Annotated in this window: 23 protein-coding genes; 11 read left to right on the plus strand and 12 right to left on the minus strand. The window is 51.9% G+C overall.

The genetic code is table 11. The features are described 5' to 3' along the window. Positions 1-54: 54 nt before the first annotated feature. Complete coding sequence (locus F608_RS0104755; RefSeq protein ID WP_022664473.1) at positions 55-591, minus strand: O-acetyl-ADP-ribose deacetylase; 537 nt, start codon at positions 589-591, stop codon at positions 55-57. Positions 592-866: 275 nt separating this feature from the next. On the opposite strand from F608_RS0104755, the gene F608_RS0104765 reads away from it, so the two are divergent. Genes F608_RS0104765 through F608_RS30755 form a run of 6 tightly spaced genes read left to right on the plus strand, consistent with a single transcriptional unit; the run spans position 867 to position 7,839 of the window. Then, the gene (locus tag F608_RS0104765; protein WP_022664475.1) at positions 867-3,266 is read left to right on the plus strand and encodes a flagellar assembly protein A; all 2,400 of its coding nucleotides are present in this window, start codon (positions 867-869) and stop codon (positions 3,264-3,266) included. Further along, positions 3,263-4,576, plus strand: a complete 1,314-nt coding sequence (locus F608_RS0104770) for a radical SAM protein (RefSeq protein ID WP_022664476.1) — start codon at positions 3,263-3,265, stop codon at positions 4,574-4,576. The genes F608_RS0104765 and F608_RS0104770 overlap by 4 nt, the downstream gene beginning before the upstream one ends. A 46-nt stretch (positions 4,577-4,622) precedes the next feature. Beyond that, positions 4,623-5,477 (plus strand): histidinol-phosphatase HisJ, encoded by an 855-nt coding sequence (locus F608_RS0104775; protein ID WP_022664477.1) that lies wholly within the window; start codon positions 4,623-4,625, stop codon positions 5,475-5,477. Positions 5,478-5,502: 25 nt separating this feature from the next. Further along, the gene (gene dtd, locus F608_RS0104780) at positions 5,503-5,949 is read left to right on the plus strand and encodes a D-aminoacyl-tRNA deacylase (RefSeq protein ID WP_022664478.1); all 447 of its coding nucleotides are present in this window, start codon (positions 5,503-5,505) and stop codon (positions 5,947-5,949) included. A gap of 56 nt (positions 5,950-6,005) precedes the next feature. Next, on the plus strand, positions 6,006-7,076 hold the full coding sequence (locus F608_RS0104785) for a hypothetical protein (RefSeq protein ID WP_027362484.1): 1,071 nt from the start codon (positions 6,006-6,008) through the stop codon (positions 7,074-7,076). Beyond that, positions 7,066-7,839, plus strand: a complete 774-nt coding sequence (locus F608_RS30755; protein WP_022664480.1) for an RNA methyltransferase — start codon at positions 7,066-7,068, stop codon at positions 7,837-7,839. The genes F608_RS0104785 and F608_RS30755 overlap by 11 nt, the downstream gene beginning before the upstream one ends. A 25-nt stretch (positions 7,840-7,864) precedes the next feature. Here F608_RS30755 and F608_RS0104795 read toward each other — a convergent pair whose 3' ends face one another. From F608_RS0104795 to F608_RS0104805, 3 genes are read right to left on the minus strand one after another with little or no spacing between them, the layout of a single operon-like run. Then, positions 7,865-8,644, minus strand: coding sequence for a DUF3047 domain-containing protein (locus tag F608_RS0104795; protein WP_027362485.1), 780 nt, complete (start codon positions 8,642-8,644; stop codon positions 7,865-7,867). Further along, positions 8,634-9,314 (minus strand): methyltransferase, encoded by a 681-nt coding sequence (locus tag F608_RS0104800; RefSeq protein WP_022664482.1) that lies wholly within the window; start codon positions 9,312-9,314, stop codon positions 8,634-8,636. Before F608_RS0104800 ends, F608_RS0104795 begins: the two co-directional genes overlap by 11 nt. 58 nt (positions 9,315-9,372) lie before the next feature. Continuing rightward, positions 9,373-10,548, minus strand: a complete 1,176-nt coding sequence (locus F608_RS0104805; protein WP_022664483.1) for a thiolase family protein — start codon at positions 10,546-10,548, stop codon at positions 9,373-9,375. Between the two features lie 312 nt (positions 10,549-10,860). On the opposite strand from F608_RS0104805, the gene F608_RS0104810 reads away from it, so the two are divergent. The 5 genes from F608_RS0104810 (at position 10,861) to F608_RS0104830 (ending at position 16,407) form a co-directional block, all read left to right on the plus strand. Continuing rightward, positions 10,861-11,655: a hypothetical protein gene (locus tag F608_RS0104810; protein ID WP_027362487.1), complete on the plus strand. Its 795-nt coding sequence runs from the start codon at positions 10,861-10,863 to the stop codon at positions 11,653-11,655. A 10-nt stretch (positions 11,656-11,665) separates the two neighbouring features. Continuing rightward, a complete protein-coding gene (locus F608_RS0104815) occupies positions 11,666-12,445 on the plus strand; it encodes a hypothetical protein (RefSeq protein ID WP_022664485.1) in 780 nt (259 codons plus the stop codon). Then, on the plus strand, positions 12,442-13,134 hold the full coding sequence (locus F608_RS0104820) for a hypothetical protein (RefSeq protein ID WP_022664486.1): 693 nt from the start codon (positions 12,442-12,444) through the stop codon (positions 13,132-13,134). The genes F608_RS0104815 and F608_RS0104820 overlap by 4 nt, the downstream gene beginning before the upstream one ends. Before the next feature lie 430 nt (positions 13,135-13,564). Next, on the plus strand, positions 13,565-14,830 hold the full coding sequence (locus tag F608_RS0104825) for a hypothetical protein (protein ID WP_022664487.1): 1,266 nt from the start codon (positions 13,565-13,567) through the stop codon (positions 14,828-14,830). Further along, the gene (locus F608_RS0104830) at positions 14,827-16,407 is read left to right on the plus strand and encodes a TIR domain-containing protein (protein WP_022664488.1); all 1,581 of its coding nucleotides are present in this window, start codon (positions 14,827-14,829) and stop codon (positions 16,405-16,407) included. The genes F608_RS0104825 and F608_RS0104830 overlap by 4 nt, the downstream gene beginning before the upstream one ends. Positions 16,408-16,696: 289 nt before the next feature. On the opposite strand, the gene ftcD is transcribed toward F608_RS0104830, so the two are convergent. The 8 genes from ftcD to F608_RS0104875 form a co-directional block, all read right to left on the minus strand. Continuing rightward, positions 16,697-18,316, minus strand: a complete 1,620-nt coding sequence (gene ftcD, locus F608_RS0104835; protein ID WP_022664489.1) for a glutamate formimidoyltransferase — start codon at positions 18,314-18,316, stop codon at positions 16,697-16,699. A 423-nt stretch (positions 18,317-18,739) separates the two neighbouring features. Next, positions 18,740-20,332 (minus strand): ATP-binding protein, encoded by a 1,593-nt coding sequence (locus F608_RS0104845; protein WP_022664492.1) that lies wholly within the window; start codon positions 20,330-20,332, stop codon positions 18,740-18,742. Further along, the gene (locus F608_RS0104850) at positions 20,329-20,901 is read right to left on the minus strand and encodes a nitroreductase family protein (RefSeq protein WP_022664493.1); all 573 of its coding nucleotides are present in this window, start codon (positions 20,899-20,901) and stop codon (positions 20,329-20,331) included. The genes F608_RS0104845 and F608_RS0104850 overlap by 4 nt, the downstream gene beginning before the upstream one ends. Positions 20,902-20,904: 3 nt before the next feature. After that, entirely contained in the window at positions 20,905-22,563 is a 1,659-nt protein-coding gene (locus F608_RS0104855; protein ID WP_022664494.1) for a class I adenylate-forming enzyme family protein, read from the minus strand. A gap of 11 nt (positions 22,564-22,574) precedes the next feature. Further along, positions 22,575-23,321 carry an ABC transporter ATP-binding protein gene (locus F608_RS0104860; protein ID WP_022664495.1) on the minus strand — a complete coding sequence of 249 codons (747 nt, stop codon included), beginning with the start codon at positions 23,319-23,321 and terminating at the stop codon, positions 22,575-22,577. After that, complete coding sequence (locus F608_RS0104865) at positions 23,314-24,117, minus strand: ABC transporter ATP-binding protein (RefSeq protein WP_022664496.1); 804 nt, start codon at positions 24,115-24,117, stop codon at positions 23,314-23,316. Before F608_RS0104865 ends, F608_RS0104860 begins: the two co-directional genes overlap by 8 nt. After that, positions 24,114-25,127, minus strand: coding sequence for a branched-chain amino acid ABC transporter permease (locus F608_RS0104870; RefSeq protein ID WP_022664497.1), 1,014 nt, complete (start codon positions 25,125-25,127; stop codon positions 24,114-24,116). The genes F608_RS0104865 and F608_RS0104870 overlap by 4 nt, the downstream gene beginning before the upstream one ends. Then, entirely contained in the window at positions 25,124-25,990 is an 867-nt protein-coding gene (locus tag F608_RS0104875; protein ID WP_022664498.1) for a branched-chain amino acid ABC transporter permease, read from the minus strand. Before F608_RS0104875 ends, F608_RS0104870 begins: the two co-directional genes overlap by 4 nt. Position 25,991: the final 1 nt, after the last annotated feature.

Here is a 25,991-nt window from a genome sequence, read left to right on the forward strand (position 1 = left end):
CATCCTTTGCTTCGTTCAACGATTTCAGCATATTGTTTTACGGCAGCCCTATCCTTAGGATTGCTTGGCATAAAGTTCATGTAGTTCTTTTTCATATACCTTTAGATAGGGGTCGGAAAAGAGCACAAAAATAACCTGTTCAAGGGCTTCATTCTTTTCCAGAAAATCCCTGGTGGTCTCCAGGGCAATTTTACAGGCATCCCCGATGGGATATCCGTAGACCCCGCAGGAGATGGCTGGAAACGCAATTGTCTGGATCTCTTTTTCCAGGGCCAGCCTGAAGCTGTTTTCATAGCAGCCGGCCAGCAGAACAGGATCTTGGGCGGAGTTGCTGTAAATCGGGCCCACCGTGTGGATCACATACCTGGCCTTGAGATTGTGGCCGCTGGTGATCCGGGCTTCCCCGGCGGGGCATTCCCCCAGGCCCCTGCACTCTTCCAGGAGCCCGGGACCGGCGGCCCGGTGAATGGCCCCGTCCACGCCCCCGCCCCCCACAAGACTTGAATTGGCTGCATTGACAATGGCGTCCACCTCCATCAGGGTGATGTCTCCCTTATGGACCCCGATCCGGTCAAGATTTTTATCCTTCATCGCTCCCCCCTTTTGGCCTTTCCCGACAAAAACATTCTTTATCCTTCCTGGGAAAGAATATGTTTCTCCCTGTTTTTTGTCAACTTCAGGGAGGGTTCCCGGCTTCCCATCCAATGTTTCTTTGCATTATCTATTTTTTTCATGTATTTTTACGTAATTTATCTGGATGTGAAACTCATCCGGCATGCAGGGGGGTTGTGATTAAACGGTAGAAAGCAGGGGATATTCCATCTGTCTTAAACCGATTAAACAATAATTAAGGTAGTTTCTAAAGTATGACCGCCAGGATTGACATTAAAAAAGAGAATCAAAACCTCATTGGACTGGCTGTTAAATGCCGGCTGATCACTGTTGACCAGGAACAGGAAATTTTATCCCGTCTTATCGAGAAGTACCAGGAAAACCCCGATTACCCGGTTACCAACATCTTCACGGAAGAAAAGATCCTTTCTTTGGAAGAGATCGACTTCCTGTTTACCATCAAGGATCATCTCAGGATTAAAATGCTGGATAAACGATTCGGGGAGATCGGCGTAAACAACCGATTTGTAAATTCCGAAGCCGTTGAAAAAGCCCTTGATATTCAAAACAACTATTTCCAAAAAACCCGGGAAAGCAAAAAAATCGGGGATATCCTGCTGGAGAATGAAGAGATCAGCCTGGCCGACAAAACAGCGATACTGCTGACCCAGGACCGGGTCCAGGATCACCTTCTGGAACAGGCCATGAATGATATTGCGACTTCGGAAATGGAGAAGATGACCATCAAGATGAGGTTTGGTGCCATTGCCGTAAAAAAAGGACTGATCTCCGTGGACCAGTTGAACCAGGCCCTGAACGTCCAGAACCAGGATGAAAGATCCGGACAGAAAAAAAGGTATCTTGGTGAAATTTTTCAGGACCTTTTTAAAATTCCCAGGGATGAAGTTCTGGGCATCTTAAAAATACAAAGAGAACTTGAAACCAAAAGACTCTCCCTTGAGAAGGCCATTTCCCAGTACACCTCCGAGGTAAAAACAAATAAACGGCTCAACGAACTGTTCCGGCTCAACGTGTCTGAAAATAAAATGGAGGCTGTTTTACACCGGACAAAAGTCTCATTTGAAAAAATCGATCTCACCCTGTTTCATAATTGGTTGAAATTGAACGGAATCCAATTCGGCCTGTGTGATGACAAACTGATAGAGGGCTTTTTAAACGATTCAGAGCCCGGGGCAAGTCTTACGCTGGCCCGGGGAATCCTTCCCAGCCCGTCCAGGGATGAGGTTGTTGAATTTTTCTTTGATACCGGGGATGAAAGCATTCCCACTGTTAAAAAAGGCGAGGTTCTGGCCAGAATCACCCCCCATGAATTCGGAAAGCCGGGCAAGGATGTCCTGGGACACCCCATTGTCCCTGTGGAGCCCAAATTTCTTTCCCTGGGCTGTGGGGAAGGAGTGGTGCGCAAGGACCTGGAATTTCTGGCCGACAAGGACGGCAGACCGACCCTGTTTAAGAACAGAAGTCTTTTTGTCACCTCTGTGGGGCAAACCCGTCCCGTCAGAACCGTTTCAGGGCATATCACATCAGATACCAAGGACACCTATGACAATGCCAATCTGAACGTTGAGGGAAACATTGAAAACACCGGAACCATTACCTGCCATGACCTATTTGTTTCCGGGAATGTTCTCGGCAAAGTCACCACCACGGGACATGTGGAAGTCAAGGGATGCATCGGCATGGAAAGCAAAGGCAGGGGCGCCTCAGGATACCGGACCCAGGTCCAAAGCGGGGGCAATGTCCTTGTAAGCAAACACATCACCAACGCTAAAATAGCCACCGCCAAAGGGGTTACAGCACCCAAATCAGACCTGACCTCATGCGAGGTCTTTGCACTCCAGGACATTGTCATTAAGAACGTCTATTCCCATCCCGGAAATCCGTCCGTCCTGCAGATCGGGGTCATCCCGGATATCCGGAATGAGGCCCTGGAGAATCGGATCGATGAACAAAAGGCTTTGTTGAAAAAACTCCAATGTGAAGAGGAACTGGACGGGCTGAAAGCCAAACTCCAGGAAAAAATCCAGATCCAGGATGAATATCTAAATCAGCAGGAGGCAATCAACCATCTCCTCAAACTCTGGGATGACCAGGGGCCTGAACAGGTTGAAGAAAAAATCAAGGCCCTGGCCCTGCAGGCCCAAACCAAAACAGAGGATAAGGTCTCTTTCCCTACCCATGATGACCTGGAATATATGAAAATGATATTGAACCGGATCCGGGACCTGGGACCTGAAGATTCAAAGGCATACCTGGCCGGAGAATTGAAGGACATTTCCAAGATGTACAGGGCCGCCATCCATTCAACAGAAAGATTTTCCAGTGAACACAGGGCCAGATCAAAATTCCTCCTGAGAAAGATAAAGAAGAAACAGCCTGAAATTGACGAAGCCAGAAAAAAATTAGAGGCGCTCTTGATCCGGAAAGATTATTTTTCACTCAATGAGAGGAAAAAAGCCCCTTTTATTGAGCCGGTGATTAAAGTAAAAAACATGGTCGAGAAAAATACGGTGATTAAAGGGAAAAAGGCCTCCATGATCATCAGGCAGTCCATATTCGGTGTTAAGCTGAGGGAAATCAAAGATCCGTCAACAGATGAATATGAAATCACCATTGAAGGATATTATGATTGAGTCCCTGCCCGCCCATGACCCCAGACAAACTGCCCCAATACCCCCGCCAAAAATTTAAAAGCAATGATCTATCCATTGAGCTTTACTGCCGGGGAACCCGGGAGTACGCCAAACTCAGCTATCCGGTAAAATACGGCCTGTTTTCAAGGCTTCAAACCCCGGAGGTTGAGTTCGAGTTCAACCTGAACCACGAGATCACCCATGGTCGGTCCAGGCGGGACACCTGGCTCCACCCCTCTGAATGGCTCAAACGCACCATGGGAAACGACTGGATCTACTATTCCTCCGGGGGGTATGCCGGTGTGTTTGAAGCCATCGGGGAGTACTACCTGCCCAACCTAAGCTACCCGACCAATTCCCTGCTGGGGGGAAAACCCTTTGCCGAACCTGAAGTGGACCGGATATGCTCGGAATGGCCGGACATTCTGGAAAGGCTTCCCCATGGGCTGCCGGGAATGCCCGGCTGGGCCCGGGAATGGATGGCCGCAATAAAAAAAGTCACCCCGGAAGCTTTGGAGGCCAAGGCCGACAGCCTGTTCCGGATCCCGGGGGCCCGGGTCAGTGTGCTTCCGCCCGATGCCCGGCATTCCGATTATGACGTCATCCCCCTGACCATTGCCGACGGATGCCTGTATAAGTGCCGGTTCTGCCGGATCAAAAACAAGAAAAGCTTCTCCCCTCGAACCCCACAGGATATCCTGGACCAGATCCGGGATCTAAGAAACCTCTACAGCCGGGATATTCTTAACTTCAACAGTCTGTTCCTGGGGGAGCACGACGCCTTGAGCGCCCCGGCAGACCTTATCCTCTTTGCCGCCCAAAAGGCCTACAAAGAGTTTGATTTCAAGAATGCCTATATGAGCCGGCCCCGGCTCTATATGTTCGGCAGTGTGGACGGACTGCTCAACGCCTCCCCTGACCTCTTTGAGAAACTCAACGGCCTGCCCTTTGAAACCTGTATCAACCTCGGGTTTGAATCCGCAGACCAGAAAACCCTGGACCGGCTGGGCAAACCGATCTTGGTTCGCCAGGTAAAAGAAGCTTTTCACCGGGCCCGGGACATCAACCGGAAGTATCCGGATCTGGAAATCACCGGCAATTTTGTCACGGATCCCGGCCTGCCCCAATCCCATACCCGGGCCATGCTCGACCTGGTCAGGGAAAGCCTGCCCCGGACCACACCCAAGGGAAGCATCTATCTATCCCCCCTGAAATTCGGCAGCCCCTCCAGGGAGATGCTCTACGATTTTTACCGGATAAAGGCGGCCAGCCGGCTTCCCATGTTCCTCTACATTATCCAGAGACTCTGACTTCTTTCATTTGATTTCAGCCGGGGTTTGATGATAAAAACGATCCATGGAAAATACAAAGCTCATATCCCTCCACGGCGGGCACTCCGGAGAGTTCTGCAACCATGCCCGGGACCGCCTGGAAGAGATTGTCCAGGCGTACATAAAAAAAGGCTTCAAGCAGGTGGGGATCAGCGAGCATATCCCCCCCCTGGAAGATCATTTTCTCTTTCCCGAAGAAATCAAAGCCGGTCTCACGGCCCGGGATATCCGGCAGCGCTTTCTCCGGTATTTTGAAACCCTGGACCGCCTAAAGGAAAAGTACGGATCTGAAATCCGGATCTTCAGAGGAATGGAAACCGAGGTCTGGCACGGATATCCAGACCAGGTCAGGGACCTGATCCAGAGGTTCCGGCCCGATTATATTGTGGGATCGGTCCACCATCTCAAGGGCCGATGCATTGACTTTTCCCGGGAGATCTACAATGGTCTTGCAGAGGAATACGGCGGGATCGAGGCCATGTACAGGGATTACTTTGACTGCCAGTTTGAGATGATCCAGACCCTGAAGCCCTTTGTCGTCGGCCATTTTGATCTGATCCGGATCTTTGATCCCGATTATAAAAAAAGAATCCTTGATCCCTCCATCCAGGAAAAAATCAACCGGAACCTGAATTTGATCAAAAGCCTGGGACTGGTCATGGACCTGAATCTGCGGCCCCTTTCCCGGGGGGAAGACGAACCCTACCCCACCCGGTCCATAATGGAGCAGATCCGGGCGGCCGGCATTCCCATGGTGCCGGGGGACGACGCCCATTCTGCAGACCAGGCCGGAGGAAATGTGAAAAGGGCCGTTGATCTGCTGGAATCCATGGGATTTGATACGGACTGGCCCCTTGAAAGGATGAAGGTGGATGGATGAAGGATGACACAAGAGGAGCAGATCAGTGAAGGCGGTGGTACAGAGGGTAACCCGGGCCGGGGTTGATGTGGACGGGGAAAAGATCTCGGAAATCGGCAACGGTCTCCTTGTCCTCCTGGGCGCCCAGAAAGGAGATACCCAAAAGGATGCCGATTTCCTGGCAGATAAGATCGTCAACCTGAGGATCTTTGAGGATGACCGGGGAAAGATGAATCTCTCCCTCAAGGATGTGGGCGGTGAACTGCTGGTGGTGTCCCAGTTCACCCTTCTCGGCGACTGCAGAAAAGGCCGGCGCCCCTCCTTTACCCAGGCGGAAGCCCCGGACCGGGCAAAAGATCTATATGAGTACTTCATGGAGCAGACCCAAAAAACCGGCATACCGACATCCCCGGGAAAATTCCAGGCCCTGATGAGGGTTTCCCTGGTCAACCACGGCCCGGTTACCTTGATCCTCGACACAAGGGACAGATAATTTTTGAATTTAGATTTTAGAAGTAAGATTGCTGGATACGGTTTTTGGGGATTTCCATGAAGCTGTTTCTGATCCATATCTGCCTGCCCGGCATGCTGATTCTGGCCTTACCCCTGGCCGGAATGATCCTGGCCGGGAACTCCTGGGCCGGGTATCTGGCCTTTCCGCCCAAACCGGTGGTAATCTCTCATGCCCCTTTTTCCCCTTTGGTTTTCACCATCACGGCCCTGTTCATCCTGTCTGTTCTATATCCCTTTGTTAAAAAGGCCCTGGACTTTGAATCCCCGGGCCGAAAACGTTTGAACTATCCCTTTCCCGGATGGGGAACCGGGGCATCCGCCGGCCTGGTTCTGTTCTGGATACTGGCCTGGACCCGAAGGGACTGGTTTTCCCCTTTCCAGGCCCATACCTTTTTCCCCCTGTGGTTCTGCCTGATCCTGGTCATTAACGGAATGGTTTACAAAAGACAGGGGACCTGCCCCCTGGAAAATTTAAAATTCTTTGTCCTCTTTCCGGTTTCCGCGCTCTTCTGGTGGACCTTTGAATATTTAAACCGCTTTGTGGGCAATTGGTCTTATACGGGCAGCCAATACGCGGCTTTCCAATACTTTCTGCTGGCCACCCTGAGTTTTTCAACGGTGCTGCCGGCCGTGGAGAGCGTCAGGGCATATCTGTTGAGCTTTGACCTGTTCAAGAGGGGATTCAGGAAGGGCCTCCCCCTGAAAAGCCTGGATTCCCCGGCCATTGGTCTCTGTCTCCTGGTTCTGTCCGGCAGTGTCCTTATCTTTCTGGGCATTTTCCCGGATCTCCTGTTTCCCTTTGTCTGGATCAGCCCCCTGGGCATGATCCTGGGATTTTTGATTCTCGGGGGCCGAACCCATGTGCTGACTCCGGTGAGATCTGGCGATTTCACTCCTGTGGTGGCCTATGGTCTGGCCGCCCTTGTCTGCGGCGGATTCTGGGAGATGTTCAACATGTACAGCCTGGCCCGGTGGGAGTATAGCGTGCCCTTTGTCCAGGCCTTTCATCTATTTGAAATGCCCTTGCTGGGATATGCCGGGTACCTGCCCTTTGGGCTGGAATGCGGTGTAATCATCCATATCATACTGGAGAAAAATGAAACCTGAAAATTTAATTGTTATTCTGGTGAGACCCCAGGGGCCCATCAATATCGGAAGTTGTTGCCGGGCCATGATGAACTTCGGATTCAAAGAGCTGCGTCTTGTGGCCCCCTGCAAATCCTTTAAAGGACTCCAGGCCAAAAAAATGGCCCTGGGCGCCTTTCCCATCCTGGAAACCGCCGGGATTTTCCCGGACCTGGCATCGGCCCTCCACGATGTGAACTCGGCCTTCGGCACCACCCGGAGATTCGGCAAATACCGGAAAAATTTTTTCACCCCGGCCACGGCTGCCGCCCGTATTGCCGAAACAGAGGATCAGACCCGCTGCGCCCTGGTCATGGGCCCGGAAGACACGGGTCTGGAAACCAAAGATCTGGATCTTTGCCAGCATTTCATCACCATTCCCACCCATGACGATTATTCCTCCATGAACCTGAGCCATGCCCTGTCCGTGCTGCTCTACGAAATCTCCCTGAAAACCGATGCTGTGCGAAATTTTTCAGATCCGTCCCCGAAAAAAATCGCCACCGGGCAGGAGATGGAATCCATGTTCGCCCACATGAGAAAGACCCTGCTGGACATTGATTATCTGGATCCCCAGAACCCGGATCATTTGCTGCGGGCCTTCAGGCGGATCTTTGGTACGGCCGGCCTCACATCAAGGGACGTAAGGATTATCCGGGGTCTCATGAGCCGCATCGACTGGACCGAAGATGAGAGAAGGAAACATGACCCGGCGTTCGGCCATATCCGTGGGAACACCCCCTAGGATCATTCTTTCAGGAAGAAAAAGGTTATTCCTCACTTGAAAACCAGATCTCCCCGTAAAAGGCGGTTGCAGACTCTTTGGTATTGTCCGAGTCGGTCATGACGGCAATGCTGTTGATCATGGTGGGTTCCCGGCCGAAAGCCGCCTGGTAGTCCCTGAATACATTTCGTTTTTCCTCCACCCATTGCCCCAGGTTTTCCCGGCCCGAGGCCACCGGGATCATCATGGTCTGGGAGGTATAGGGATTGGGTGCGATTTTGCCCTTGGGCGCCTTGCTGGCCCAGATATAATTGATGCTGGTAAAAGGAGCATCTTCCCCGTATTTCTGTTTCACGAGGCCGTAGGCAAACCTGTCAAAAAAGGAGGCGTTTTCTTTGTCAAAGGCAAAGTTGATATAGATCCTGGCCGGATAATCATCCCCTTTTTTTTGGGTAAGATCTCCCTTTGCATAGATATTGTCCACCCGCCACCGCCAGTGTACGACAGGATGGGTTCTTGGATCGATACGGATGTGCCGGATCAGCCCGGAAGCGCTTCCCCGGCTCTCTGCCTTGAGAACCTGCCTGTTATCCTGGGAAACGACCCTGTATCGGGTATGCTCCGGGATGCCCGAAAAAACCAGTTCATCCCAGCCCCGGGGCAGCCCGCCCAGTTCTTCCATGGAAAATACAGCCACCGGGACAATTGGATTTTCAATCGCCCAAAGGCCGGGACCTGAAACGCCTGTCCATAAAAACAGCCATACCAGAATTCCCGGCGGTAAAAGTTTCAGGAGTCTTGATCCAAGGCATGGACTATTCTTCATCTGCTTCATATTCTCCCATGAGCAATCTGTTTTTGGGGGTGATCGTTTCCGGAATCTTTTTTGTCATGATCCGATATCCCCTTGACCGCAGTCTGACGGCCCGGACAACATCCACGGCAAGGGTCTTTTCCATCCACCCGTCCAAAGCCCCCGTGGAAGAAAGGTTCAGGTCGTGGCAGCAGGGCATGACCGCTACCCGGGCCCGGCTTTCAACGGCCCTGGACAGGACAAGGTCGGTTAGAGGGCCGCAGGCATGGGCCGAGACCACAAGGTCTCCGGGCAGGATCTCCACCTCCTGGATGGACATCCTAAGATAGGTGATCCTGTTTTCCAGCCCGGGCCAGGTCTCTGTAAGGCTTTTGGATAATTTCTCTGCGCTGGGCGGGATATGGGGATCCACGGCAAGGGCGGTTTCTGAACTTCTGTCCAGGAGCAGCATGACATGGGCCAGAAGCCCGTGACCGCAGGCCAGGTCCAGGATCCGGCCGCCCCTGAACTGTCTTCTCACCCTCCTGGCCATTTCCCAGGTCTCGTAAAGCTCTTTTCTGGGAAGTGTCCCGGCCCGGCACACGGCCCGGGCAATTCGGTCAAAGAGGCTCTCCCCGGGAAACAGGGACTGCTGGCCCGGGGTAAGCCGGTTCTTGGATGATTTTTTCATGACCGGAACCATACAGAATTCCCATGGACGGAACAAGAAAGAAAATGGGATTACCGGTTCCAGGCCCGGATCAATTTCTTTCCAGAATCAGGGCCATGCCCTGGCCCCCGCCGATGCAGAGGGTGGCCAGGCCGTATCTCACCTCCCGGGCCTTCATTTCGTAAAGAAGCTTGGTCAGGATCACCCCGCCCGAGGCAGAGACCGGATGACCCAGGGCAATGGCTCCGCCGTTGACATTGACCCGCTCCATGTCCATTTCAAGCTCCCGGATGCAGGCCAGGGACTGGGAGGCAAAGGCCTCATTCAATTCGATAAGACCCATATCCTCCATTCTCAGGCCGGCCTTTTCCAGGGCCATGCGGGTGGCCGGGATGGGTCCGATTCCCATGTGGGCGGGGTCCACCCCCACGGAGGAATAGGAGACGACCCCGGCCATGGGTTCTATGCCCAGTTCCCGGGCCTTTTCCCCGGACATGACCACCAGGGCAGAGGCTCCGTCGTTCATGCCGCTGGAATTGCCCGCTGTAACGCTGCCCCCTTTCTTAAAGGGAGGTTTTAGCTTTTCAAGGGTCTCCATGGTGGTGTTGGCCCGGGGATGCTCGTCCGTATCAAAAATCTTGGGATCGCCTTTTCGCTGGGGAATCTCAACAGGTACGATCTGCTCTCTGAACCGGCCGCTTTGGATGGCCTTTTCAGCCAGGGTCTGGCTCCTCAGGCCGAAACGGTCCTGGTCCTCCCTGGAAATATTGTAGCGTTCAGCCACATTCTCGGCGGTTTCGCCCATGGTATTGCCGCTCAAGGGATCGAACAAGATGAGCTGATCCAGAAGCTGCCCGTGGCCCAGGCGGTAGCCCCACCGGGCCTTTTTCAGCATAAATGCGGCATTGCTCATGCTCTCCATGCCCCCGGCAACCATGATCTCCCCATCCCCGGAACGGATCACCTGGGCGGCCAAAACAACGGCTTTCATGCTTCCGGCACAGGCCTTGCTGATGGTGAACTGGGGTTTTTCTTCCGGGATCCCGGCCCTGACCGCCACCACCCGGGCGGAATTGATGGGCAAATCCCCGGTCCGGTAGCCCGAGGCATAGATCACCTCGTCGACCTGGCCCCCGGCCAGTCCGGCCCTCTGAACCGCCTCCCGGATGGGAACCGGTCCAAAGTCAATATCGCTTAAAGGGGAAAGGGTCCCCCCGAACCGTCCGATGGCCGTTCTGCACGCACTTGCGATCACAACCTCTCTCATGGGCCCTCCTGATCCGTTTATGGCTTGTAAATAGCTTTTATATAGCCGTAATATAAATCCACCCCCCTGTCAATCTTTAACCGATCTTCCCTGGGAAGGTGTTCGTACCCGACCCCGGTCTTTTCAGGATTTTTATTGACAAACCCCGGAATCCTGCTTTATGGTAGTCAGGTATTTTAATCTACTCCATTTTACAATCTATCTTACGATAAGCGGTTCAGATCTTCTGCCAGATTCTTTGTTCTCTCTTTTTTCCCGTTCAGTTCCATGGGGAATCCTGCCTAAATGGAGAAAAAAACAAAGGAGGCAAACATGGCAAACGGAACAGGCGCCGCGGTCACCGAAGCGGCAAGACTGGATGAAATCGGATTTCCCGAATTCACCTGCAAACTGGTCACGGATGTATTCGACGCCCTGGTGTCGGCCAATATCCGGCAGACAGAGGCCTATGTGGAACTTCTCAAGGCCGTGTCCGAGTCCCTGAGCGATTACATCAACAATACAAAGGACGATATCGACGGCGGGCAGATCCTGCAATTCCTGGCCCAGGTTCTTCCCCCGGAAAATCCCGGAACCGCAGACACCCCCACCAAGGTGGTCACGGGAACCAATCTCACCAGTGACGATGCCGATGCCCTGAACGAGGCCCTGTCCGTTCCGGCCGAGGCAGGGGTCACCGGCAACAACGAAGTGGCCGGTGACGGGGCCCTGGACCAGAACGGGGTCACCGCCATCATGGATGCCGTGGCCATCCGGCTGGCCGCCAACAAGTACGACCTGCTCAAGGAGATGGTCAAGCAGGGGATCCTCCGCATCGTGGTGGAAAGCGGCTGCATTGAAACCCGGCTGACGTTCACCACCTACGGATCCAGCTTCTACCAGAAAAACTCCAGCAACTATCACCGGGATTCCTTCCGGTTCAAGGCAAAGGCAAGGACCGGGGGGCTGGTTTCATTATGGGCAAAGGCCTCGGCCTCCACTGCCTACTCCAGCATCAATATCCGGACCACCAAGGAAACCCAGAGGGACATTTCCGGCTCCCGGGTCCAGATCTTCGGAGGCGTCACCCTGAACATCAAAACCGATTATCTGCCGCTTAACCAATAGGGGGTAAGGTATGGCTGATCTGGAAACACCTGTTCAAGTCGGATTTGCCGAGTTCATTGCCAGGCTGATGTCCGAGGTTTTTGATTCGGTCATCACCACCCAGGTTGACCAGGAGGAGAGGTATGCCCGGATGGTGACCTCTGCGGCCCTGACCGAGGAGGAGTACGCAGACCTCCATATCGGGGATGATGAGGCAGCCGAGGAAACCGCCCTGCTCTTTCCTCCCCGGTCCGGGATCGACAAGGAGCAGGAGACGTGCCTTTATGCAGGGTCCCCCTATTTCCCGGCCAAGGGAGATCAGGAAGAGAATCCGCCGTTTCTCTCTGTTCTGGGAATGAGCCTGGAAAAAGCCGATTTGGAAAAAGGGGAGAAGGGCCCGATCCTCACCCAGACCGGGGCCGACCGGATCCTGGACCGGATCCGGCTGAACCTGGCATCCAGACATCTGGGAATCGTCCGGCAGATCATGGCCAGGGGCCTTCCCCGGGTCCTGGTGGACTCGGGAAGGATCAACGGAAAGCTGACCTTTCACCTGACCGAAACCACCCAGGAAACCGACTCCCAAACCCCCGGGGATCTGAGCGCCGCCCCGGCCCGAGACCTGAGTTCCCTGTCCAGGGCCTCCCTTGGGACAACGGGCATCAAGAGCGTATTCACCCTGCCCAAGGCCAGGATCCTGCCCAATGTCAAGCTCATGGTGAAACAGGCCGATGACACCTCTCCCCAGAGTACCCAGGTCAAGGCCAATGTATACGGAGAAGTGGAGATCACATTTAAAACCGTCACATGAATGAACCGGAACCCATAACCCAGTCCATGGGGGATTTTGTCACCCTCCTGGTCCGGGAAATTTCCCAGTCCCTGGCCCTGGCCCGGCATGAGGCCTCCCTGGTCCGGGTGGACCGGGTAAGGGTCCGTTTCGGCCAGGAAGAGGGAGCGGATTCGGTCATTTCCGAGCGCTACCCCTTCCTGGCCGACGGATGGGAGGTGGAGATGGACCTGGGACCGACCCTCCAGGCCCGCCTTTTGGGTGACCCCATTGAGCCTGTGGAACCCGGGCGGCCCCTTCTGGAACTTTTCGGCCCAGGCCCGGTATCGGACATCAAGGGGGTCGACCGGGACTGGGCCGATTTTTTCGCGGAACACGGGATTAAAACCATTGCCGGTCTGGCAGAACTTTCCCCGGAAGATCTTACGGACCTTGCCCGGGAAAGGGCCTCCATCAGGCTCTGGGAGATCCAGGGAAAGGCCAGGCTTCTGGGCTGTGAATCCCCGTTCTTTCCGCCATCCCCCCTGGATGATCATAACCTCTATGAAATCCTGAAAATGGGGTCTGCTGAAATCCTCAAAATAACCTCTGTAAAATCCGTTACCCGGGAAGAAGTCCGCCGGCTGCTGGAGATCCTGCAGCTTTTGACCGTCTCCCTGGATGCACGGGTTCTAAAATCCCTGTCCCTGGAAAAATTTCTGAATGGGTAGACGGTAAAAGGCATTCCTTCACTTCATTTGTATTGCTTTCGCGGAAGAGGCAGCAAGTCCCCTACCCCATCGCACTCATTTTCACAGTGAGGAAAATCATACAAAACTCCGTGGATCCAACATTGCTTCTTCCAGTCCTGCCATTTCAAAAATCGGTGGCGGTCAACAATGATACCATAATTGCTCACAAGTGGAAGATGGGGTATTAAGCAAATCTAAATTCCTGAGAATTTACTTTACAGGGTCTATCCATACTGATATGCAATTTGATAAATATCAGATGATAGCCGCTTCGATTGCCTATAGTTTCGACATGATATGCGTTTCAATATCGAATCGCTGAAGGTAACGGGATAGTTCAGCTACTTGTGCCTGTCGTATTGAGTGAAAGATAGAGTACCAAAAAAGATGGACAAAAATCAGGAGAATTATGCGCGATTGCAATAATTTCGAGCAGTGTTTCTTATCTAGCATACCATATCGTTTTCGTATGCTTACTGAAAATGCTCTTAAAGCGAGTCAAGAATCTGAGGTTATGCTCAATCTTTTCGGTAATGCATTGATTTCAGCCAAGGTTTCAACGTCTTTAGACTTACCAAATATTTTAATCGTGGCTATTGGGTCCTATGGACGTCTTGATGGAGCTTCAAAATTTTCAGATTATGATATTCTTTATCTCTATGAAGGAAATAAAGACAACGATGTTGTAAATATAATTCGGAAATTTATAAAAGAAATAGTAATCGGGAATAAAGCTCTTCTATTTGACCATAGAGAAGAAATTGAAAATGATACTTTTGACTTTGATATATCCCCCGCTTATCCAGTATTATCAACCAACGAACTTTTTAATGAAGATTATGAAATTAGGGCGTTACAACTCCTAACCGAAGGAAGGGCTTTGTGTCAACATGAAGTTGTCGATCAACTAAAAAAAGATTTAATAACGAAATATGGTTACACGCAAAACATCAACGAATTAGATTTTAGAAATTTAACAAATTCTTTAGAAAATTTAAAAAACGCGTTTTGTACAGAAATTATAGGTCGTTTGGCTAATTCTGGTCGAAAATTAAATAATAAAAAAATATTAAAACTTTTTGCATTACGAGAATTCTTTTATATCGCAACACTTTTTTCCATTTCTGAAATTGCAATTGGTGTTTCTGCAAATAATTTTACAATTAGTCAATCAATACGTAAAATGTCATCACCATCAACTTTAAAAATATCATCCTTTGGTGATCCAAATAATCCAATACATGCATTGATAAGGAATCAAATCCCAGAAGTTTTTGATGAGATAATAAAGATACTCGAGCCTAAAATTGATCAAATACCTCTCCCAGGGCGAATGGTATTCAAATCTTCCCATGATGACCCAAAAGAGATATCCTATCTTAGAGCCATATCCTTATCAGTTGTGCATAAGTTCAACTCATTATTAAAAAGACTGCATGATGAAAACTTTTTGAGTTCAATAGCGGAGTTTGAACCTGATTATACAACTTGGATAGGAAAACGGCAATTCAGCCATATTACAAAAAGCAGAGAAGAGCTAATTCAATCATCTAAGATTTTGGCCATCACTATCGTTGAAATTCTAACATTCATTTCAGAAGCGACTGACACTGGCACTTTTGAGGATGCAATACAAACACTTAATAAGATCAAAGATTATGAGATAGTGCTATGAATGAATATATAATCATCCATATATCAAACTTGCATTTTGGAGAGAGTGATAATCTTAATTACCATACCAATTTTAACGAATGGTATAAGTCATTGTGTCAAGATATTCGGATTTGTTCTAACGATGTACAAGAAGCGAATAAATTTCTTGTTATTTCAGGAGACATAAGTTTTTCAGCAAAGCCAAATGAATATTATATGGCATCTAAAATAATAAATACTATTAGGACTTCAACTAATATCAAATCAAATAACACTATCATAGTTCCTGGAAATCATGACAATAGTTGGTTAGATTTTGATTCTAATTGCATCCATAATAAAACGTTAAGTCAGTTCAAAGATTTTCTTTCGAACACGCTATCAAATTCTGCTTCTATACCGTACTTCAATATTGATAAAACTAATAAAGTCGTATTTATGGGCTTCAATTCTACTTCTAATACAAATAAAAAATCGAGTTACGGCTATATCGATAAAAAGCAAATTTCTTTTTTTTCACGACAATTATCTAAATACAATCTAGATAATTATATTTTGATTGCAGTTTCGCATCATGGATTGGATACAACTTTAGTTGGTGATCATTACCTTAGAAACAGTAATGCCTTTCAAGATTTTATGAATGAATGGTCTGTCAATTTACTTTTGCATGCCGGAGGTCATATCCCAGGGTTTAATTGGAGTCTATACCAAACTTCATACGGGAAACATATTAATGTCGCTGCGGGCACAATATCTCCAGAACGTTGGAGATCATCATTTCAAAATCGTGAATACCAGATAATAGAAATAAAAGAAAATAGTGTAATACAAATTTTGACTCGTCAATACGATTCGCAATCGGGTGAATGGACTAAAGGCCACGGTTCCAAAATTTCTTTAACAATAGAAAAAGATAATAAATTTAGACCAAAACTTTTCCCAAAATCATGGGCGCCTGGAAAAATAAAAAGCGACAAAAAAGATCATATTTTTAATGTTTTAAAAAATCTTTCTTTGTATGAGATAGAGGATTTGTGTGATTATTTAGAGCCTTCAATTAAATCATACAATTCTTTGAATGAGTCCAAATCTGATTTTGTTCATCGGTTATATAAATATTTTAAAGATGACAACTCGCTAAATATTCTTAATACAGCAGTCAAGAAAATACTTTCTATTGACGAATATGATAAAATAAGAATTTTCATATCATCTTCAAAGGATGATTTTGGCTATGTAAAAAAAATTTCAAACAATCTCGAAAAATATGGTTATGATGTTTGGCATTTTGAAGACCAAATCAAGCCAGGAGATTGTATATCTGATAAAATTAATTCTGGGTTAAAAAATTCTGATATATTGATGATACTTTTTTCGAAAGATTCTCTAAAATCCAATTGGATAATTAATGAAATAAACTTAGCATTTGAAAGATACTACTCTGGCAAATCGAATATGATTTTTTTAAAATTAGGTCATGTCAATTTGCCCCTTAACCTTAAAGACAATATCCCAGTAATAGAATTAGAGAATGATTTTGAAAATACCAATAAGAAAATTATTAATTGTATAAAAAATATTTATTTTAAATAGTCCCGGACATGACTTGCCCAAGTACAGGAAAGTAAAAGAAATACCCACATTCATGAGCCCGTTGACTATGTCTATCAAGGCTCTCTTTTTCAAGGACCTTCTTGGGCGTTGCTTAGATTTACCAGTAGTCGCTTTTAGGCAGGAACGAAGAGGTCACAGAAGAGTTTGCGTGCCAAACAGCTAATGGCCCGCGACAAAGGCAGTCAGAGACGGGCCGTTTTTTTTATGAGTTGGCCCTGGAGCCGTCCCGGGATCCCATTGGAAACCGGGACGGCTCTGTCAGGCAGGATCAGGCTCTGTCTTCCAATGTCTTCAAGACTTTTTCGCACATATCTGCGGCCCGGTCTTTTATGGATTCGGCCAGGGCCATGGTCTCTTTTTTATAGGTCTCGTCGGTGACGTCCTTCATGTTGATGACCACGTTTTTATAGGCTCCCCAGATTCCCATTTCCAGGGCCCGGGCCCCCACTTCCACATCAGACCTTGAGGCGAAATTGCCGTATTTGGCCACCTGAGCCATGGCCTCCCAGGCCTGGTCCCCGGTCTTCATGGTGGTCAGCGGAATTTCAATGGCCTTTTTCAGCCCCAGCTGAAGCTGTTCATTGCGGAAGGCCTTTTCCTCATCCGTGTTTTTGGGAAGCCCCAAAGCAGACACGTAATCGTTGAATGCATCGGTGTCTGCATCGATCATGGGGATCAGACTGTTGGCCGCATGGTGAAGGGGGGGCACAAGCTCTCTCATCTTGGCGTCCACATCCTCGAACTTCCTCACCCCCAGGGTCAGCTTGGCCACCATGGAGCCCAGTCCTGCGCCCATGGCGGCAATGGCGGCAGAGGCAGATCCCCCGCCCGGGGCTGAACTCCTCCTTGCCACCTCTTCAATGAACCCCCTCACCGACAGCCCTGCCAGGGGTTCGTTTTTTTCCTCTTCGATGATGTACTCGATGATCTTTTCCCTGGGATCAAAGGGGGCCACGGAGTTGAGACCGAGCCGTTCAACGGCCAGTCTCACCTTCTGGTCCTCATCCAGGACAAAGAGGTTTTCCTTTTCAATATAGTAATCCGCCGCCTGGAGAACCGCCTCCAGGGGGATGACCCCCACGATCTCGGAACCCGTGACCGCCACGTTCAGGAGGGCGGCTTCTTTTTTCACCTCCTCAAAGAGCACGTGGGGCGGGGTGACCAGGTAATTGTTCAGATTCACCGTGACCTGGGACAGATTGTAATCTTCCACGTACCAGCCCATGCCCTTGACCTCTTTGAACTTTCCGGGCTTATCCGGTCCCCTGCCCGCTTCCCTCAGGTTAAGGGCGATGCGGTGGGCCTGGTTGGGGGTGGACAGAAGATTCACGTTATAGGCAATGAGAAAAAACCGGGCCCCCGTGACCGTGGCCCCCCATTCCGGGATGAACCTGGCAGGTCCATAATCCGGCTTCCATTCAGGCATGACAATGCGGTCTTTTACCGCCTCATACTGGCCCTCCCGGATCTGGGGCAGTTTTTTCCGGTACTCCCGGGTGGAGGATTCTTCATAGAGGTAGATGGGGATGCCGATCTCTTCACCGGCCCGCCGGCCGAACTCCTTGGAAATTTCCACACATTCTTCCATGGTCACGTTGGCCACCGGGATAAAGGGGCAGACATCCATGGCGCCCATGCGGTGGTGCTCCCCGGTGTGGGTGGTCATATCGATTCTTTCCCGGGCCACCCGGGCTGAATTCAACGCCCCTTCCACCACGGCTTCGGGAGATCCCACAAAGGTGTACACGGTCCGGTTGGTAGATTTCCCCGGATCCACATCCAGAAGGCTGCATCCCGGGGTCTTTCTGATGGCCTCTGAAATGGCCTCAATGGTTTCTGCGTTTCTCCCTTCGGAAAAATTGGGAACACATTCGACTATTTTTCTCATATCTGTTTCCTTTATGTCGGGTTTATGGTTTTGATTTCTTTTAACATAAACCAGGGAACTTGTATAGACATGTATAAGGTTTTACACAAAAAAGAAAGCCAAGCCAAAGTAAAAACCGGCTTTTAAGTCAGGGATCAGATGGCCCGGATCTTCTATGGCGGTTCTCAAAAGCAGGTGCCTTTATTTTTACCTTAGATTTGGACTGAGCCCAGACTCAGGGAGGAGCAGAGGTTTTCGCGGATTGGATTCCTTCGGGCGGCAGGAAGCCGCTGGAGAAGGGATCCCTCCCCGGAGAAAATCATGGATGATTTTCGAGAATGAGCGCAAAATCTTTGCTCCTCCCGGCACGAATCGGAAGGTTGTTTTGAGAACAGCTATATAAAACCTTGGGAGATCCAGGCCCTTTATTTTTCTGTGGGTTTGTCAATTATTCTTTCCCGGGAAAACCAGAGAGGGAAATGCATCCGGCCGGGTTTCCCTGGTGGCGGCCGGGCAGTGGGAAAAGGGAAGACAGACTTCAAATGCCGTGCCGCGGCCCTCTGGGGATTCGACCCTTACCCGGCCCCCGTGGGCCTGGACAATATGTTTGACGTTGGCAAGGCCCAGGCCGGTTCCCACGGTCTTGGTGGTATAAAAAGGCTCAAAAATCCGGGGAAGGGCTTCCTTGGAGATGCCCATGCCGTCATCCTCCACCCGGATAACGGCATGGGAGATCTTATCCAGATCCCGGGAGCGGGTGGTGATCCGGATTTGGCCCTGCTCTTTCACTGAATCAATGGCGTTGAGCAAAAGGTTGATGACCAGTTGCTCCAGCTTGGCCCGGTCCGCTGTCAGGGAAGGCAGATGGGGATCTTCCCGGATGCTGCAATGGATATCCTGTTTGGAGATTTTCACTTCCAAAAGTTCAACACAGCCGTGGAGCAGGCGGCTGATGTCGACTTTTTCAGGATTCAGGGAAACCGGCTTGGCAAAATCGAGGAGCTGCTGGAGAATCCCCTCCAGACGCCGGATCTCCCGTTCACAAATGGCCAGGCGCCTTTCATCATTGCCTGTGAATCTCCTGTTTTTTGACAGGATCTGAAGGTTCATTTTAACCGATGACAGGGGATTCCTGATCTCGTGGGACAAGGAGGCGGTAAGATGTCCGATATAGGCCATCTGCTCCATTTTCCGGCTCTTTTTCTCCATTTCCACCCGTTTGGTGATATCCCTGACAATGCAAAGGTGATATTCCTGGCCCCTGAACCGGGAAGGCCTGAAATTGATTTCCGTGGGAAGACAGGCCCCCTGTCTTGTCTTTCTCAGGAATTCAAAGGCTTCGGGCTCTGTGCCCCGGATCATATCTCCGGTGATGATCTGCCTGACCTTTTCCCGGTCATCCTCCGCCACAAAGCAGAGAAAGGAGCGGCCCAGGGCCTCCCTGGAACTGACCCCGTGGAGGGTACAGAAGGCAGGATTGACAAATTCAATCCGCTCTTTACGGAGGATCAGGTATCCGTCCCGGATTTCCTCCACCAGGCGGCGGTAGCGCTGCTCAGACTCTTTTAATTCCACGGTCCTGGCGGCCACGTCCTGTTCCAGGCTCCGGGCGTGTTCCTTAAGATAGGTTTCATGCATCTTCTGAAAATGGCCGGAGAACCTGTGGATGGTATAGGCAAGCCCTGTATTGAGGGCTTCAATATTCCGGCAGAGCCGGTCCGGGGGGGAGTCCTTTACCAGGATGGGGATGAGGATCTGCCGGTAGAGCTCAAAGGCCTTCTGGACGTCGGCCAGGGGGAAACCGGCTTCCAGGCGGATCCGGGTAATCTCGCTGATGAACCGGTTTATCCTTGTGTAATCCCCATGGGTCAGCACCTGGCAGAATGCATCACAGGCCTTGCCCGTGGTCATGGTCAGTTCCCGGGCAGGTCTTCTTGCATAGAGTTCGGAAACCTCGGTGGCCAGCCGGGTCTGCCACTCCTCCACGATCCTGTCCCGGTATTGATCCAGAAAGACCTGCCAGGAAAAGGGCGTCATGGGGTGAACCGGTTCTCATGGACCTTGGGTGTTCTCCGGGGCGGGGCCTTGGCCGGCCCGGCAGGGGTGCCCATGAGCACGGCTCCGGCCACCTCCAGATCCCCGGGGATATCCAGGAGGATCTTAATCTCTTCGGGATCAAAAAAAGTAAACCAGAGGGAACCAAGGCCCAGGTCCTCGGCCATGAGCATCATATTCTGGATACAGGCAGATGCGGCCTGGAGGGCGCCGTGGGGCTGGTTAAAATAGGCTCCCAGCCCGCCCTGGGCCGGGTCGGATACCACCACCAGAATCAGGGGGCAGGATTCCAGAAAATCCATGCCGTACTTTTGGGCCCAGCCCGGACCGTCCTGATCCGCAACCGCCTGCCTTGCGGAAATGCCGGCCTGCCTGATACCGGCTTTTACCTCCGGGGCCGTCACTGCAATGAACTGGAAGGGCTGCTGATTCAGGGGGCTCGGGGCCCATTGCCCGGCCCGGACAATGGCCTCTATCTCTTCCTGGGATACCGGGGTATCTGTGAATGCCCGGCAGCTCCGTCTGGTTTCGACCAATATTTTGAATTCCATGGTTCAACTCCCTGTTTTTTTCATGAGTTTTCTCCGTTCGCTGTCCCTAACCTCGCGTCTGAGGAGCTTGCCCACTTTGGATTTGGGCAGCATATCCCTGAACTCCACATATCCGGGCACCTTATAGGGGGCCAGGCGTTCCCGGCACCATCGGATCAATTCCACTCCCCCCACACCCCGGGCATTTTCCTTGAGCACCACAATGGCCTTGATCCGCTCCCCTGTCCTTTCATCGGGAATGCCGATGACGCAGGCATTGATGACCGTGGGATGATCCTGGAGAACCGCCTCGATCTCCGAGGCCGATACCCGGTATCCCTTGTGCTTGATCACATCGGCGGACCGTTCCATATAGACCAGTTCGCCGTCGGGCCTGCAGGAGACATAATCCCCCATGCGGCAGTAGAGCTTGTCATTGACCTTCACATAGGTTCTCCGGGTTTCATCGGGCTTGCCGTGGTACTCTTTCAGGGCATAGGGAGAGGAGACAAAGAGCTCCCCGTTTTCACCGTCTTCCACACATTCCAGGGTGACGGGGTCCACCACGATGCATTCCCGGCTTTTCAGGGGATACCCGATGGATCCCGATGAAGGCTCTGTTCCGATCCGGCTGTAGGTGACGTGGCCGGCCTCGGTGGATCCGTATACCTGGTAGATGGGCAGGTCGTATTTTTCCCTGAACCGGTTCATGACCTTGCCGGGCAGCACATCTCCCCCGCAGAAGCAATAGCGGAGCGAGGACAGGTCATACTGGTCCAGCCGGTCGTTTTCCAGGATCATCCGGTAGAGGGCCGGCACCCCCAGGAACCACCGGGGCCGGTATCTTTGGATGGATTCCAGGATGGCGTCCACCTGGGGCTGGGGCATGAGTACCACCCTATTGCCCCGGTTCAGGCCGATGGCCATGAAAAAGCCCAGGGCCATGATATGGAAAAGGGGATTGATGGCGATATAGACATCCTCTCCTTCCCTGAGATGCTCCCCGGCCACGTCAAAGGTGACGTTGTTGATATAGGAGGTGGAGCCGATATGGTTGCCGGGCACCCCCTTGGGAAATCCCGTGGTTCCCCCGGTGTAGAGGATATAGGACAGGTCAGCCAGCGGATCGAGCGCGGGTTTTTGGGTCAGGGGTCTGTTTATTAAAAGGGTTTTAAAGGGAATCACCCGTTCATCCCGGGTGACCCGGCCCGAGGGCACCTTATCCAGGAGAAGACCCAGGGTCCGTTTCCATAGGGGCAGCAGGTCCGTGAGATTGGTGACAATGGCCCGTTCAAGCGGGGTGGATTCAAAGGTTTCCCTCACATATCCGAAATTGGTATCCATGCAGATAATGGTTTTGGCCCCGGAATCATTGAGCATATATTGAATTTCATGGGAGGTGTAGATGGGGGAGACCGGCACCAGGACGGCCCCGGCCTTTTGGATGCCCAAATAGGCGATCACCCACTGGATGCAGTTGGGGATGTAGAGCAGGACCTTGTCCCCCTTTTGGACTCCCAGGCCGGCCAGGCCTCCGGCAAAGCGTTCACTCAAGTTCCGCAGCCTTTCATAGGAAAAATGTTCTCCCAGGTATACCACGGCGGTCCTTTTGGGATACTTCTCACTCATCAGATCGAATCTGGAATAGGACAATTCTTTTTCAAGGGGGATGGAATCGGGCATATATTCTCCTTTTAGACTCCGAAATAGGCGGACTTCACGTCCGGGTTGTCCATGAGTTCATCCCGGGTGCCTTCCATGACGGCGGCTCCGTTTTCCAGGATATAGGCGTAATCCACAATGGGGAAAACCGGCCGGGCATATTGTTCGGACACGAGAATGGAGATCTTGCTTTCCTTCTGGATGGCCTTGACGGCCTTGACCAGGGTGGCCTGCATCAGGGGGCTCAGGCCCAGAAGGGGTTCGTCCAGGAGCAGGATCTCGGGCTGGGCCATGAGGGCCCGGCCAATGGCCACCATCTGCTGCTCTCCCCCGCTTAAGAAACCTCCCAGCCGGTTTTTAAGACGTTTCAGGGCCGGAAACAGCTCCATGACAAACTCCAGGGTCTGCCGGGCCTGGGTTTTGGTGGCCAGGTATCCGCCGATGCGCAGATTTTCCATGACCGTGCTCTCCTTGAACAACCGCCTCCGCTCCGGACAGAGGATGATACCGGCCCGGGCCCTGAGGCTCGGCTTTAAGTCCATGATGTCTTTGCCCTGGAAACTGAGCTTCCCGGTCAGGGTGATCCGTTCTCCTCCGGCCATTTTTTCCTTTTTCCGGATATCGAGCATGATCCCGGAAAGGGAGTACATGAGGGTGGATTTCCCGGCGGAATTGGCCCCGAACACCCCTGTGATGCTATTCTGTCCGCAGTGAATCTCAATATTGTTCAAGGCCAGCATGTTTTCGTAAAATACCATGAGGTCAACGGCTTTAAGCATAGGTCATGACCTCCTCTACTTTTTCCGATCCAAAATAGGCTTCCTTTACCCGTTCGTCGGCCATGACCTGGTCCGGGGTCCCCTCGATGAGCTTGCTGCCGAAATTGAGGACCATGACCCGGTTGGCCACCTGGAAGAGTTCCCGCAGCCGGTGCTCAATCATGACGATGGTGATCCCGTCGTCCTGGAGCCGCTGGATCAGGGGAACCATGGAGGCGATCTCGCTCATGGAGAGTCCGGAAAAGACCTCGTCGCAGATGATGATCTCGGGTTTCAGGGAAAGGCACCGGGCCAGTTCCAAACGCTTTAAATATCCCGTGGGTAGGGTGGAGGTAATTTTAAAGGGGATATGGGAGTCCCGTTCAAACCCGATCTCCTCCAGGATATCAATGGCAACGGTCTTCCGGTCTCCCAGGCGGCCGCCCCCCCGCCACCCGCCGGTGCGCCGGGCCCTGGGGGAGCACAGGGAGATTACCAGGTTTTTAAATGCCGGCAGGCTGTAATAGGGACGCATGACCTGAAAGGTCCGGGTGACTCCCATGTCGGCGATCCTGTGGGGCTTTTTTCCGGTGATCTCCCGGCCCCTGAAAAAAATTTGTCCGGAACTGGGCCGGATAAACCCGGTGATGGAGTTGACAATGGTGGTCTTTCCCGACCCGTTGGGGCCGATAATGCCCAGGACATCCCCTTCAAACACCTGGAGGGAAACATCATCCAGGGCCTGCACCCCGCCGAAGGCCTTGGAAACCCCTTTCATCTCCAGTATGGGCAGGGCCTGTTTTTTTTCTTCCGTCATATCTGGGTCCACCTTTCAATCTGTTCGTATTTGCGCTGGCCAAACACCATGAGGCCTTCGCTTTTAAAAAGGATAAAAGCCACCAGGAGGGTGGCATAGAACACGATGCGGAGGGTGCCGAAATCCCGGAGCAGCTCCGAGACCGGCACCAGGATCAGACATCCCAGGACCGGTCCCGCCAGGGTGCCGGCCCCGCCGATGACCGTGGCGGCAATGGGAAGGATGGAAAAGTCCAGGGCAAACTGGGAAATGCCCGACCACATGTAGATATGGGTGAGACAGGCCCCGGCCATGCATCCCATGGCCGATGCAATGAACACGGCCATGGCCTTGTAAAAGGTGATGTTGATGCCCGATGCCCTTACGGCCTGGTCGTTGTCCATGATGGCCGTGAAGATCAGGCCCGTGTCTGTGGTGACCAGGCGCCGCAGGCCGAATAAAAAGACCAGAAGCAGGCAGACCACCCCGTACTGCTCCACAAAGGCCGAGGGGAAACTGTCGATTCCCAGGATCCCGTCGGTGCCCCCGAAAAGATCAAAGGCCTCGATGATCCTTGCCATAAACAGGGGATACATGAGGGTGACAATGGCAAAGTAGACCCCTTTCAGGGGCAGGCAGGGCAGGATCATCAGGGTGCAGACCACCCCTCCTCCCAGGGCGGCCAGGGGGATGGTGAACAACGGGTCCACCCCGAACTGGGCATTGAGTACCCCGGCAATATAGCCCCCCGTTCCAATAAAAAAGGCGCCCCCCAGGCAGACCAGTCCCGCGTAATGGGCCAGAAAATCAAAACTCAGGGCCAGAATCGCATAGATACAGACAATGGAAATGACCCGCTGCCAGTACATTCCCGGCATGAGGATCGGCAGGGCCAGAAACCCGGCGATGAGGACAAACCTGGGCAGGATTAGATAGGCGGTCTCCCGCCAGGACATCAGGGCATAGAGCCCCTCTGACCGGACCTTGATCCCCCGGTCGATCCGTTCTTTTCTTAATGTTTCTGTGTTCATACTCTTTCTTCCAGTTCTTTTTGCTGGCCGAAGAGGCCGGACGGTTTCAGGATCAGGGTCAGGATAATGGCCAAAATGGCCACCACCATCTGAAAATGGGACCCGATAAAGACCACGGTGAGGATCTGGGCATACCCGATGATAAAGGCCGCGACAAAGGCCCCCATCCAGGATCCCAGGCCGCCGACAATGCAGACGGCAATGGACATGATCAGAACATGGTACCCGGATTCCACCACGATATTGCCCAGGGGCAGGATGGTCACGGCCGCCACCCCGGCCAGGACCGCCCCGAATCCCATGGACAGCATGGCCATGAAATCCGAATCAATGCCCAGCATCAGGGCGGCCCGTTCATCCTGGGCCATGCCCTGGAGGGCCAGGCCCAGCCGGGTATAGTGGGTGAAGAACCAGAGCCCGGCAATGAGGAGGAGGCCGATGACCATCATGAGAATCCGGTGAAAATCCACGGGCACTCCCCCTAAGGAGATACTCCCCTCCATGAATACGGGCAGGGTATAGGTCATGCCCCTGAATCCCCCGTACCGCAGGCCTTCCAGGATGGCAAGGCCCATGGCGTAGGAGGAGATGATTTCAGAGATATTCATGCCCCGGACCCGGATGAGGATGAACCGGTACATGAGCATGCCCAGGATGCCGTTGATCCCGAGGGAGAGGAAAACCGCCGGAATATAGGGCAGGCCTGCCTTCCGGAGCAGGATCCAGGTAACAAATCCGCAGATGATATACAGGGCGCCGTGGGCGAAATTGGGCACCCTGGAAATCCCGTAGACCATGGCAAACCCCAGCCCCATCAAGGCAAGGGATATGGAATTGATGGTGCCGTAAACCAGGATCTCCATG

The organism is Desulfospira joergensenii DSM 10085 (assembly GCF_000420085.1).
Taxonomy (GTDB): Bacteria; Desulfobacterota; Desulfobacteria; order Desulfobacterales; family Desulfobacteraceae; genus Desulfospira; species Desulfospira joergensenii.